This is a genomic window from Acidovorax soli, assembly GCF_900107605.1.
Lineage (GTDB): Bacteria > Pseudomonadota > Gammaproteobacteria > Burkholderiales > Burkholderiaceae_C > Acidovorax > Acidovorax soli.
The window spans coordinates 55,384-66,776 of record NZ_FNQJ01000012.1 but is presented as its reverse complement, the minus strand read 5'-3'; the positions used below and the strand labels follow the sequence as shown (position 1 = coordinate 66,776).

Sequence of the window (11,393 nt, the reverse complement as noted above, 5' to 3'; positions counted from 1 at the left end):
CCGCCTCATGCGTTGGGGTTGTGGCTCCAGCTGCCGGGTGCACCATAGGCGTAGGTGGGCGGCTTCAGCTTGTCTGATACAGCGACCGCATTGAGCGCATGCTCAAAAGCCAGCACCTTGGCTTGTGGGCCTTTGCCCACGACGCCCAGGTACCAGGCGGTCATGATCTGGCCAGGGAGCGCGGCAAAGGCCGTTTTTTCGGTCGCCAAAATTGCCTGCAGGTCGGGCAATGGCACCTTGCGGGTTTCCAGTAAGCCGAGCAGGTCTGTGGTGTGCTGGTCAAGGCGGTCATTGCCGCTTTGAAGTGCCTGTCGCAGTCGGCGCCCGAGCGCTGGATCGAGGTTGTTGCGGCCTGTGAGCAAGATGGACAAGGCCAAAAATGCCTGGTCTGCATCGACCTCGACCGGAAAAACCGGTGTCCAGGGGAACAGGGCTGCGGCTGCAGTGGCCAGGGCACCACCCAGCACATGGCGCCGCTGCAATGCAAAAGGTGGGCTCCGTCGGGAGTACTGCATGGCGTCTCTCCTGCGAAATCGAATCCACGCAGCATGCGTGAGGCGATGTGGGGCCAGTATGCTCCTATCGCTGATTTTTTGCAGCATGCGCTGGCATGGCTCGGTCCAAGGGCGCTATCCAGCACAAGGGGCATAAAAAAAGGGCCTGCAGCGCAGGCCCTTCAATCACAAATTGCTATGGTTTTACATGCCCGAGTAGTTGGGGCCGCCGCCGCCTTCGGGCGTGACCCAGACGATGTTCTGCGTCGGGTCCTTGATGTCGCAGGTCTTGCAGTGCACGCAGTTCTGCGCGTTGATCTGCAGGCGCTGCGCGCTGCCGCCCTTGGCTTCGTCGGGCACAAACTCGTACACGCCAGCCGGGCAGTAGCGGGCTTCGGGGCCGGCGTATTTGGCCAGGTTGATGTTTACCGGCACGCTCGCATCCTTGAGCGTCAGGTGGGCCGGCTGGTTCTCGGCGTGGTTGGTGTTGCTCACGAACACACTGGAGAGGCGGTCGAAGGTGATCTTGCCATCGGGCTTGGGATAGGCGATGGGCTTGCATTCGGCGGCGGGCTTCAGATAGGCGTGGTCGGGCTTGTCGCGGTGCAGCGTCCATGGGATGTGGCCCTTGAGCGCGAACTGCTCGATGCCATTCATCACCGTGGCCACCGTCAGGCCCTTCTTGAACCAGGCCTTGAAGTTGCGCGCCTTGTTCAGCTCGGTGTAGAGCCAGCTGGCTTCAAAGGCCTGGGGATAGGCGGCGAGTTCGTCGTGCTGGCGTCCTGCGGTGATGGCGTCGTAGGCGGCCTCGGCGGCCAGCATGCCGGTCTTGATGGCGGCGTGGCTGCCCTTGATGCGGCTGACGTTGAGGTAACCCGCGTCACAGCCCACCAGCGCGCCGCCCGGGAACACCGTCTTGGGCAGGCTCATCAGGCCGCCGGCCGTGATGGCGCGCGCGCCGTAGCTGATGCGCTTGGCCGGCTTGATGCCCTTGGCTTCATCGCCTTCCAAGTAGTAACGGATGTTGGCGTGCGTCTTCCAGCGCTGGAATTCCTCGAACGGGCTCAGATACGGGTTGGCGTAGTCCAGGCCGGTGATGAAGCCCAGCGTGACCTTGTTGTCCTCCATGTGGTAGAGGAAGGCGCCGCCATAGGTGTTGTTGTCCATGGGCCAGCCAGCGGTGTGCAGCACGAAGCCGGGCTGGTGGCGGGCGGGGTCGATTTCCCACAGTTCCTTGATGCCCAGGCCGTAGGTCTGCGGGTCGCTTTCCGCATCGAGCTTGAAGCGGGCAATGACCTGCTTGCCCAGATGGCCGCGCGCGCCTTCGGCGAAGATGGTGTATTTGGCGTGCAGCTCCATGCCGAGCTGGAAGTCGCCCGTGGGCTCGCCTTCCTTGCTCACGCCCATGTTGCCGGTGGCCACGCCCTTGACGCTGCCGTTGTCGTTGTAGAGCACTTCGGCGGCGGCAAAGCCGGGGAAGATTTCCACGCCCAGGTTCTCGGCCTGCTGCGCCAGCCAGCGCGTGACGTTGCCCAGGCTGACGATGTAGTTGCCATGGTTCTGAAAGCAGCCTGGCAGCAGGAAATTGGGGGTGCGGAATGACGATTTCTCGCCCAGGAACACCATGGCATCATCGGTGACGGGCTGGTTCAGCGGGGCGCCCTTTTCCTTCCAGTCGGGGATCAGTTCGCTGAGCGCCTTGGGGTCCATGATGGCGCCCGACAGGATGTGCGCGCCGGGCTCGGAACCTTTTTCGAGCACCACGACCGACACGTCCTGGCCCTTTTCGGCGGCGAGCTGCTTGAGCCGGATGGCGGTGGACAGGCCAGCGGGGCCGCCACCTACCACGACCACGTCGTATTCCATGGCTTCGCGGGGACCATACTGGGCAAGGATTTCCTGGTTTGTCATGGGTGTCTCGTCGGGCATTTGATAATGAAGGAATGTTCTACAGGCCGTGCCGCACGGCACTGCCTGGCCAGCGGCTGATTGTATTCATGCGAACACGCACAATCGGACGCGCATATTTCCTCTGTTTCTGATTTGTGGAGAAACTCTCAATGGCTTACAGCATCGATTTGTCCGGCCGCGTGGCCCTGGTGACGGGCGCATCCAGCGGCCTGGGGGCCCAGTTTGCGCGCACCCTGGCCCGTGCGGGTGCCGGGGTGGTGCTGGCCAGCCGCCGGCTGGAAAAACTCAAGGAACTGCGCGCCCGCATCGAAGGCGAAGGGGGCGACGCCCATGTGGTCGAGCTCGATGTGACCGACCACGATTCCATCAAGGCCGCCGTGGCCCATGCCGAGACGGAAATGGGCTCCATCGACATCCTGGTCAACAACTCGGGCGTGAGCACCACGCAGCGCATCCAGGATGTGACGCCCGAGGACTACGACTTCATCTTCGATACCAACGTGAAGGGCGCCTTCTTTGTGGCGCAAGAGGTGGGCAAGCGCATGCTGGCCCGCTCGCGCGGCGCGGCGCCGGGCAGCTTCACGGGCGGGCGCATCATCAACATCGCCTCGATGGCCGGACTCAAGGTGCTGCCGCAGATTGGTGCCTACAGCATGAGCAAGGCCGCCGTGGTGCAGATGACCCGCGCCATGGCGCTGGAGTGGGGGCGCTTTGGCATCAACGTGAATGCCATCTGCCCGGGCTATATCGATACCGAGCTCAACCACCATCACTGGGACACCGAGCAGGGCCAGAAGCTCATCGCCATGCTGCCGCGCAAGCGCGTGGGGCAGCCGCAGGACCTGGATGCCCTCATCGTGATGCTGGCCAGCGACCAGAGCCACTTTGTCAATGGCGCGGTGATTGCGGCCGACGACGGCTTTGCGGTATGAAGATGGAAATCCCCGAGACCAAGAAACTGGTTTTTGAGATGCGCTTCCCCGTGCGCTGGGGCGACATGGACGCCATGGGCCATGTCAACAACACCGTTTACTTTCGCTACCTGGAGACGGCGCGCATCGAGTGGATGGCGTCGGTGGGCTGCAACCCCGACCCGAATGGCCAGGGCCCGGTGATCGTCAATGCGTTCTGCAACTTCTACCGGCAGCTGGAATACCCGGCCGATGTGCTGCTCAAGCTGTATGTGAGCGACCCGGCGCGCACCACGTTCGAGACCTGGGGCACGATGGAGCGGGTGGACCAGCCCGGTGTGATTTGTGCCGCTGGTGGCGCCACCACCATCTGGGTGGATTTCCCGCAGCAGAAGGCCGCGCCCTTGCCCGACTGGATGCGGGCCTTGGTCTCGGCTGACTGAATGAAATAGGGCTCAAGTGCTTATGAGTTAAGCGCTTGAAGCTATCAAGCAAGTCGTAATCCTGCGGAGCCGGCCTCTTTTCTTATTTCTGCTTGGGCACCCGCCCCATCAGATAGAACTCGGGGTTGGGCTGCATGCCCGCAAAACTGGCCATGCGGTTGGAGAGACCAAAGAATGCCGTGATGGCGGCAATGTCCCAGATGTCCTCGTCGTCCAGGCCATGGGCGTGCAGGGCGGTGAAGTCGGCGTCTTCCACCTCGTGCGCGCGCTGGCAGACCTTCATGGCGAAGTCGAGCATGGCGCGCTGGCGCGGCGTGATGTCCGCCTTGCGGTGGTTCACGGCCACCTGGTCGGCCACGAAGGGTTTCTTTTCGTAGATGCGCAGGATGGCGCCATGCGCCACCACGCAGTACAGGCACTGGTTGGCCGCGCTGGTGGCGGTGACGATCATCTCGCGCTCGCCCTTGGTCAGGCTGCCTTCCTCCTTGAGCATGAGCGCATCGTGGTACGCGAAAAACGCGCGCCATTCGGCCGGACGGCGGGCAAAGGCGAGGAACACGTTGGGGATGAATCCCGCCTTCTCCTGCACCTCCAGAATCCGCGCGCGGATGTCCTCGGGCAGGGTGTTCAGGTCGGGGAAGGGGTAGCGGCTCACGGCAGTCTCCTCGGTTTTTGTACGTGGTTGATAACGGATGCAAGTATCAAGGATGCCATTGGGTGGCCCGCACCGGGGCGTGGGCAGGCGCTGCCGAATTGCCCGCCAGCGCATACGACAACTGCGTGGCCGCAGCGATCACGGTCTGTGCCAGAGACTCCAGTTTTTCGGCCGGCAGGCGCGAGGCCGGGCCCGAGATGCACACCGAGCCCATCAGGCGCCAGTGCATGCCGAACACCGGGGCCGACACGGTGGCCACGCCCTGTTCGCGCTCGCCGATGGACCAGTGGTAGCCCTTCTTGCGGATCTCTTCGTAGGCCTTGCCTGGCTCGCCCGAGAAGGCCAGGATCACGCGGCCTGGCGAGCCCTTGTCCAGCGGCAGGCCTTCGCCCATGCGCGCGTGGTGGCGCAGGGCCTGCGGGCCTTCCACGCGGACCAGGCAGGTCCGCACATTGCCCTCGCGCACATAGAACGCCGCGCTTTCGCCGGTGGCGAGGGTCAGCTCACGCAGCGCGGGTTCGAGCACGTTCTGCACATCAAAGCCCGCCTGGTAGCGCGCGCCCAGCCAGCCTGCGGCGGGGCCCAGGCGCCAGTCGCCGTCCTCGCGCTGCACCATGAAGCCCGAGTGCGCCAGTGTGCGCGCCAGGCGCAGCACCGTGGTCTTGTGCAGACCGCAGCGGCGGCTCAGTTCGGCCAGCGGCAGGCTGGATTCACCCAGCGCAAAGGCCTCCAGCACCTGCAGGGCGCGTGTGACGGCGATGACGCCACCGGTGTCTTTGGCTGCCGCCGCAGCGCCTGTGGCAGGTAGCTCCGGGGCCCTGGGTGGGGCGGGGCGCAGGGGTTGGGCAGGGCTGTTGCTCATGGCGGAATTCGTTTCATTGTGTGCAACTGCATTGTATGGGTTGAAACGTCTGCGTAAAGTTGCACCCACGGCGCTGGGCTTGAAGAACTCTTGCACAACGGCGTGACGAACCACCATAACGGAGACAAATCCATGCCAGTGCTTTCATCGCTTTCGCGTTCCTTCAGTGCACAGCTTTGCGCTGCCCTCCTGGGCCTTGCCTCTGCTGCCATACCCACCGGCGCCGCCCTGGCACAGGCTGCCTATCCAGCCAAGCCCATCCGCCTGATCGTGCCATTCCCGCCCGGTGGCGGTACCGACATGATTGCGCGCACCGTGGCGCAAAAGCTCGCCGACCAGAACAAGTGGAATGTGATCGTGGACAACCGGCCCGGTGCGGGTGGCAACCTGGGTGTGGACGCTGCAGCCAAGTCGCCGGCCGACGGCTACACCCTGGTCATGGGCCAGACCAGTAACCTGGCCATCAACCCCACGCTGTACCCCAAGCTGCCCTACGACCCGCTCAAGGACCTGGTGCCCGTGGCCCTGGTGTCTTCTTCGCCCATCGTGATGGCCGCACCGGCCAACTCGCCTTTCAAGACCTTCGCCGATGTGGTGGCGGCCTCCAAAGGCAAGCCCGATGCGCTGACGCTGGGCTACTCGGGCAACGGCACCGTGGCCCACCTGGCGGGCGAACTGGCCGAGAATGCCGCGGGCATCCAGTTGCGCCACATCCCCTACAAGGGCGCGGCCCAGGCCATGACGGACCTGGTGGGCGGGCAGATCGACCTGTACATGTCGTCCGTGCCCACGCTGCTGGGCCAGGTGCGCAACGGCAAGCTCAAGGTGCTGGCCATCACCTCGGCCAAGCGCTCATCCCAGTTGCCCGATGTGCCCACGCTCGCCGAGTCGGGCTACAAGGGCTTCGAGGCCGTGACCTGGTTTGGCATCCTGGCGCCCGCTGGTACGCCTGCGCCCATCGTGGCGCAGCTCAACAAGGCCATCAACGCGGCCCTGCAGCAGCCCGAGGTGGCTGACAAGCTGCGCTCCGAGGGCGGTGACGTGCTGGGCGGCTCGGCCGAGCAGTTCGGCCAGCTGTTGCGCGCCGAGGTGCCGCGCTGGGCCAGGATCGTCAAGGACTCGGGCGCCAGCCTGGACTGACGCGCTCGCTGGGGCAGAGCGCACTGCGCATGCCCCAGTCCTTTTTTTCCATGCATCTCGCCGACAGCCGCCCATCGTTGGGTGGTGGCGCCGCGGCATGGGCGCTTTGCAGGCAAGGCCAAGCCTGCTGCGCAGTGCTGATTTCACTGTTACCACCGTTCTTCACAAAGATTCACCATGAGCCAACTCCCTGAAATCATCCGCGCCATCGACCGCGTGAGCGCCGACGTGGTGCAACAAGCCGCTACCTACCAGGCCGCCATCCTGGCCGATGTGGCCGGCCGCCGCGGCACGATGCATGGCCGCGTGGCGCCCGTGCACCAGGCCATGAAAGTGGCCGGGCCCGCCTTCACCGTGGAAGTGCGCCCTGGTGACAACCTCATGATCCACGCCGCCATCGCCCTGGCCCAGCCGGGCGACGTGCTGGTGATCGACGGCAAGGGCGACCAGACGGCGGCGCTGATGGGCACGCTGATGCTCAGCGCCTGCAAGAAGCGCGGCCTGGCCGGCGTGATCGTGGACGCCGCCATCCGCGACAAGCTGGAGATCCTGGAGCTGGACTTCCCCGTGTTCAGCGCTGGCTTCAACCCCGCAGGGCCCACCAAGTTCGTGCCCGGCCGCATCAACCATCCCATCAGCGCCGGTGGTGCGGTGGTGAACCCCGGCGACCTGGTGGTGGGTGACGCCGATGGCGTGGTCGTCATCGAGCGCGAAAAAGCCCCCGCCATGCTGGCCCTGGCCGACAAGAAGGTGGCCGACGAAGCCGCCCGCATCGAAGCCATTGCCCGTGGCGACACCGCATCGAAGTGGCTGCCCGCCGCCTTGCGCGCTGCGGGCGTGTTGAAGGAAGGGGAATCGCTGTGAGCCAAACCATCATCGTGACCGGCGCCGATCTGGCGCAACAAGCCCTCGACCTGCTCACGGGCTACGAAGTCGTCTACGCGGGCAAGACGCCCACCGAAGACGACATGGTGGCCCTGTGCCAGCGCCACAACCCGGTGGCCATCATCGTGCGCTACGGCAAGGTGGGCGCTGCGGTGATGGATGCGGCGCCCGCGCTCAAGGTCATCTCCAAGCACGGCAGCGGCACCGACACCATCGACAAGGTGGCCGCGAAAGCCCGTGGCATCGAGGTGGTGGCCGCCGTGGGCGCCAACGCCACTGCCGTGGCCGAGCAGGCCCTGGCCCTGCTGCTGGCCTGCGCCAAATCCGTGGTGGTATTGGATGCGCGCATGCACGCCGGCCACTGGGACAAGGCCACGCACAAGAGCCTGGAACTGGGTGGCCGCACCGTGGGCCTGGTGGGCCTGGGCGCCATTGGCCTGCGCTTTGCCAAGATGGCCGACGCCCTGGGCATGCGCGTGATCGGCTTCGACCCATTTGCCAAAAACCTGCCCGCCTATGTACAGGCGGTGGACCTGGAAACGATCTGGCGCGAATCGGATGCGGTGTCTTTGCACTGCCCGCTGACCGACGACAACCGCAACCTGCTGAACGCCATCACGCTGGCGCAATGCAGGCGCGGCGTGATCGTGGTGAACACCGCACGTGGGGGCCTGATCGACGAGGCCGCGCTGCTGGCCGCCGTGCGCTCGGGCCAGGTCATGGCCGCCGGGCTGGACAGCTTTGCGGTGGAGCCCATGACGGCCGGCCACCCCTTCCAGGGCGAGAAAAACATCATCCTCAGCCCCCATATCGGCGGCGTGACAAGTGACGCCTACGTGAACATGGGTGTGGGTGCTGCCCAGAACCTGCTGGCCGTGCTGGACCGTGTGCCGGCGACTGCCATTGAAACGGCTTGAGTTGGGGCTGAACCCTACCGTGTGAATGAAGTGAAGCAGGGCAGGGTACGCCAGCGTTGTGTGCCCGACTGGACGGGGCCGGTGTCAGCACCGGCCCGCGCCAAAACCAGCGGCTGCGGTCTGCGCAGTCCATGACAGGAGACATTTCCCATGAACAAAAGTTTCAAGCCTGAACGGCCTGTAGCGCTTATCCGTAATGCGCTGGCAGCGATTGGTTTCGTAGCAATCGGTGCCACGGCTGCACTGCCCGCACTGGCGCAGGCGACCTGGCCCGACAAGCCCCTCAAGCTGGTGGTGCCGTACCCGGCCGGCGGCAATGCCGACAACACCGCACGCCTGCTGGCCACACAACTGGGCCAACGCCTGGGCCAGCAGGTGGTGGTGGACAACCGCCCCGGCGGCAGCGGCACCATTGGCGCGGCGGCCGTGGCCAAGGCACCCGCCGATGGCTACACGCTGCTGCTCGATGCCACGGCCTTCACCGTCAACCCTAGTCTGTTCCCCAAGCTGCCGTTCGAAGCCAGCAAGGACTTCGCACCCATCTCGCTCGTGCTGCAAGTGCCGCTGCTGATGGTGGTGCCGGCCATGTCGCCCTTCCAGTCGGTGGCCGATGTGGCCAAGGCCGCCAAGGCTCGCCCCGGTAACCTGACCTATGCATCGGCCGGCAACGGTGGCGCCCAGCACCTGGCGGGCGAGCTGTTCAAGCAGGGGCAAAAAGTGGCCATCACCCACATCCCCTACCGGGGCGGCGCGCCCGCGCTCACCGACCTGATCGGTGGACAGGTGGACGTGATGTTCAGCGCCACCACGGCTAGCGGCCCATTCGTCAAAAGCGGCAAGCTGCGTGCGCTGGCCATCACCTCGCCCCGCCGCGCCGAGGGCTGGGAGGCCGTGCCCACCGTGGCCGAGTCCGGCGTGCCCGGCTTCCAGGTCAGCGAGTGGAATGGCCTGTTCGCCCCCGCGGGCACGCCGCGCCCCGTGCTGGAGCGGCTGGAGGCCGAAACCCGTGCCATCGTGGCCAGCCCCGAGATGAAGAAGCGCTTTGCCGAGCTGGGCGTGCAGGGCGTGGGCTCCAGCGCGCAGGAGTTCAGCGCCTTCCTGAAAACCGAAACCACGAAGTGGGCCGAGGTCATTCGCACCAGCGGCATCCGCATTGATTGAAGGAGTCTTCACCATGTTGAAGCAAAAAATGCCTATGGCGACCGTCTATCAAGCACTGATAGCTATTACTTTGGTAGCGTCTGGCGCGGCCCATGCGCAAACGGGCGCAGCAGCCTACCCGACCAAGCCCGTGAAGCTGGTGGTGGGCTTTGCCGCAGGCGGCCCCACCGATGTGGTGGCGCGTGCGTTTGCCGACCACGCCAGCAAGGCGCTGGGCCAGCCCTTCATCATCGACAACAAGCCCGGCGCGGGCACCATCATTGCCGCGCAGGCCGTGGCCAGTGCCCCGGCCGATGGCTACACGCTGCTGTTTGGCGCCACCAACCACACCATGATTCCGGGGCTGTACCAGAATCGGGTCAAGTTCGATGCAGTGAAGTCCTTCCGCCCCCTGTGCACCGTGGCCAGCAGCCCCACGGTGCTGGTGGTGGCCCCCGGCCTGCCCGTGAAGACCCTGGCCGACTACCTGGCCAAGGCCCGCGCCGAGCCCGGCCGCGTGACCGCCGGCACGGCCGGAGTGGGCAGCTCGGGCCACTTCGCCACCGAGGTGTTTGCCCGCGCCCAGGGCCTGCAGCTCAACCATGTGCCCTACAAGGGCGCGGCACCCGTGGTGACGGACCTGATGGGCGGTCAGCTCGACAGCTCTTTCGCCACCCTGGGTTCGGTGCTGCCGCAGATCAAGAGCGGCAAGCTGCGCGCGCTGGCCGTGGGCGCGCCCCAGCGCTCGGCCCTGGTGCCCGACCTGCCCACCTTTGCCGAGGCCGGCGGTGGCAACTACGCCGCCGACGTGTGGTACGGCGTGCTGGCCCCTGCGGGCCTGCCCGAGCCCGTTGCCCAGGCGCTGGAGCAGGCCGCCGCCGAATTTGCCAAGAGCGCTGCGGCCGCTGAAAAACTCAGCGGCCTGGGCATGACACCCGAATCGCAGTGCGGCGCCCCCTTTGCCGCCCGCGTGGCGCGGGAGGTGGCCACCCACAGCCAGATTGCCAAGGCACTGGATCTGAAAGCAGATTGAGCGGCCCTGTCGCTGTTGTAGAACCCTGTATTGATTGGAGAACCCATGTTCCGCTTCCTCAAACCCCTGATCGCTGCCTGTGCCCTGGCTGCTGGCGTGGCCCATGCCGCTTTCCCCGAGCGGCCCATCACCATCGTCGTGCCTTACGCCCCCGGCGGCGCGGCCGATGCCGTGGCCCGCGTGGTCGCCACCCGCCTGGGCGCCAAGCTGGGCGGCAGCGTGATCGTGGACAACAAGGCCGGTGCCAGCGGCACCATTGGCGCCAGCTACGTGGCCAAGGCACCGGCCGACGGCTACACCATGCTGTACGACGCCACGCCGTACTCCATCAACCCGCACCTGTTCCCCAAGATGCCGTATGCCGCCAACGCGCTGCAGCCGTTGTCGCTGGTGCTGCTGGCGCCCAATGTGCTGATCGTCAAAAGCGATGCGCCCTACAAGAACGTGGGCGAGCTGATCGCCAAGGCCAAGGCCCAGCCGGGCAAGATCAACTTTGCCTCGGGCGGCAGCGGCACGGTGCAGCGCCTGGCAGCGGAACTGATGGCCCAGAAGCTGGGCCTGGACATGGTGCATGTGCCCTACAAGAGCGGCGGACCCGCCATCACCGATGTGATCGCCGGCCAGGTGGACTTCATGTTCGGCACCGTGGCCGCCACCTACCCGCATGTGTCGGGCGGCAAGCTGCGCGCATTGGCCGTGTCGGCGCCCGAGCGCTCCAAGCGCCTGCCCGATGTGCCCACGGTGGCCGAGGCCGCCATCCCCGGTTACGAGGCTTATGAGTGGAACGGCGTGTTCCTGCCCGCAGGCGTGCCAGCCCCCATCGCCACCAAGCTGCAGCAAGCCCTGCAAGACGTGCTGAAGGAAGACGAAGTGAAGCAGCGCTTGGCCGACCTCGGCGCACAGCCCGTAGGCTCCACGCCCGCAGACTTTGCCGCCTTCCTGAAGAAGGAAGACGCGAAGTGGGGCGATGTGGTGCGCAAGGGCAATATCAAACTGGATTGA

At 65.6% G+C, this 11,393-nt stretch carries 12 protein-coding genes; 8 read left to right on the top strand and 4 right to left on the bottom strand.

Features of this window, described 5'->3' with window-relative positions; all coding sequences use genetic code 11:
- Positions 1 to 5: 5 nt before the first annotated feature.
- Both BLW02_RS10230 and BLW02_RS10225 read right to left on the bottom strand, forming a co-directional pair.
- Positions 6 to 515: a sugar dehydrogenase complex small subunit gene (locus BLW02_RS10230; protein WP_159433781.1), complete on the bottom strand. Its 510-nt coding sequence runs from the start codon at positions 513 to 515 to the stop codon at positions 6 to 8.
- A 183-nt stretch (positions 516 to 698) separates the two neighbouring features.
- Positions 699 to 2,405 carry an electron transfer flavoprotein-ubiquinone oxidoreductase gene (locus BLW02_RS10225; RefSeq protein WP_092698265.1) on the bottom strand — a complete coding sequence of 569 codons (1,707 nt, stop codon included), beginning with the start codon at positions 2,403 to 2,405 and terminating at the stop codon, positions 699 to 701.
- A 149-nt stretch (positions 2,406 to 2,554) separates the two neighbouring features.
- Between BLW02_RS10225 and BLW02_RS10220 the strand changes: the two genes are divergently transcribed.
- Complete coding sequence (locus BLW02_RS10220; RefSeq protein ID WP_026435146.1) at positions 2,555 to 3,337, top strand: SDR family oxidoreductase; 783 nt, start codon at positions 2,555 to 2,557, stop codon at positions 3,335 to 3,337.
- On the top strand, positions 3,334 to 3,759 hold the full coding sequence (locus tag BLW02_RS10215; RefSeq protein WP_092698213.1) for an acyl-CoA thioesterase: 426 nt from the start codon (positions 3,334 to 3,336) through the stop codon (positions 3,757 to 3,759). The genes BLW02_RS10220 and BLW02_RS10215 overlap by 4 nt, the downstream gene beginning before the upstream one ends.
- A gap of 82 nt (positions 3,760 to 3,841) precedes the next feature.
- Here BLW02_RS10215 and BLW02_RS10210 read toward each other — a convergent pair whose 3' ends face one another.
- Positions 3,842 to 4,414 carry a peroxidase-related enzyme gene (locus tag BLW02_RS10210; protein ID WP_092698211.1) on the bottom strand — a complete coding sequence of 191 codons (573 nt, stop codon included), beginning with the start codon at positions 4,412 to 4,414 and terminating at the stop codon, positions 3,842 to 3,844.
- A gap of 46 nt (positions 4,415 to 4,460) precedes the next feature.
- Positions 4,461 to 5,276, bottom strand: a complete 816-nt coding sequence (locus BLW02_RS10205; protein WP_092698209.1) for an IclR family transcriptional regulator — start codon at positions 5,274 to 5,276, stop codon at positions 4,461 to 4,463.
- A 132-nt stretch (positions 5,277 to 5,408) separates the two neighbouring features.
- Between BLW02_RS10205 and BLW02_RS10200 the strand changes: the two genes are divergently transcribed.
- From BLW02_RS10200 to BLW02_RS10175, 6 genes are all read left to right on the top strand, one after another.
- Positions 5,409 to 6,416 (top strand): tripartite tricarboxylate transporter substrate binding protein, encoded by a 1,008-nt coding sequence (locus BLW02_RS10200; protein WP_092698207.1) that lies wholly within the window; start codon positions 5,409 to 5,411, stop codon positions 6,414 to 6,416.
- Positions 6,417 to 6,593: 177 nt separating this feature from the next.
- Entirely contained in the window at positions 6,594 to 7,280 is a 687-nt protein-coding gene (locus BLW02_RS10195; protein ID WP_092698205.1) for an RraA family protein, read from the top strand.
- The gene (locus tag BLW02_RS10190; protein WP_092698203.1) at positions 7,277 to 8,218 is read left to right on the top strand and encodes an NAD(P)-dependent oxidoreductase; all 942 of its coding nucleotides are present in this window, start codon (positions 7,277 to 7,279) and stop codon (positions 8,216 to 8,218) included. Before BLW02_RS10195 ends, BLW02_RS10190 begins: the two co-directional genes overlap by 4 nt.
- A gap of 150 nt (positions 8,219 to 8,368) precedes the next feature.
- Entirely contained in the window at positions 8,369 to 9,379 is a 1,011-nt protein-coding gene (locus BLW02_RS10185) for a tripartite tricarboxylate transporter substrate binding protein (protein WP_092698201.1), read from the top strand.
- 13 nt (positions 9,380 to 9,392) lie between these two features.
- On the top strand, positions 9,393 to 10,391 hold the full coding sequence (locus tag BLW02_RS10180) for a tripartite tricarboxylate transporter substrate binding protein (protein WP_092698199.1): 999 nt from the start codon (positions 9,393 to 9,395) through the stop codon (positions 10,389 to 10,391).
- Between the two features lie 45 nt (positions 10,392 to 10,436).
- Positions 10,437 to 11,393 carry a tripartite tricarboxylate transporter substrate binding protein gene (locus tag BLW02_RS10175; RefSeq protein ID WP_092698197.1) on the top strand — a complete coding sequence of 319 codons (957 nt, stop codon included), beginning with the start codon at positions 10,437 to 10,439 and terminating at the stop codon, positions 11,391 to 11,393.

What these genes read in the sequence shown, in the direction of transcription:
- BLW02_RS10230 (WP_159433781.1), bottom strand. Translation starts at nt 515, where the DNA reads ATGCAGTACTCCCGACGGAGCCCACCTTTTGCATTGCAGCGGCGCCAT.
- BLW02_RS10225 (WP_092698265.1), bottom strand. Translation starts at nt 2,405, where the DNA reads ATGACAAACCAGGAAATCCTTGCCCAGTATGGTCCCCGCGAAGCCATG.
- BLW02_RS10220 (WP_026435146.1), top strand. Translation starts at nt 2,555, where the DNA reads ATGGCTTACAGCATCGATTTGTCCGGCCGCGTGGCCCTGGTGACGGGC.
- BLW02_RS10215 (WP_092698213.1), top strand. Translation starts at nt 3,334, where the DNA reads ATGAAGATGGAAATCCCCGAGACCAAGAAACTGGTTTTTGAGATGCGC.
- BLW02_RS10205 (WP_092698209.1), bottom strand. Translation starts at nt 5,276, where the DNA reads ATGAGCAACAGCCCTGCCCAACCCCTGCGCCCCGCCCCACCCAGGGCC.
- BLW02_RS10200 (WP_092698207.1), top strand. Translation starts at nt 5,409, where the DNA reads ATGCCAGTGCTTTCATCGCTTTCGCGTTCCTTCAGTGCACAGCTTTGC.
- BLW02_RS10195 (WP_092698205.1), top strand. Translation starts at nt 6,594, where the DNA reads ATGAGCCAACTCCCTGAAATCATCCGCGCCATCGACCGCGTGAGCGCC.
- BLW02_RS10185 (WP_092698201.1), top strand. Translation starts at nt 8,369, where the DNA reads ATGAACAAAAGTTTCAAGCCTGAACGGCCTGTAGCGCTTATCCGTAAT.
- BLW02_RS10180 (WP_092698199.1), top strand. Translation starts at nt 9,393, where the DNA reads ATGTTGAAGCAAAAAATGCCTATGGCGACCGTCTATCAAGCACTGATA.
- BLW02_RS10175 (WP_092698197.1), top strand. Translation starts at nt 10,437, where the DNA reads ATGTTCCGCTTCCTCAAACCCCTGATCGCTGCCTGTGCCCTGGCTGCT.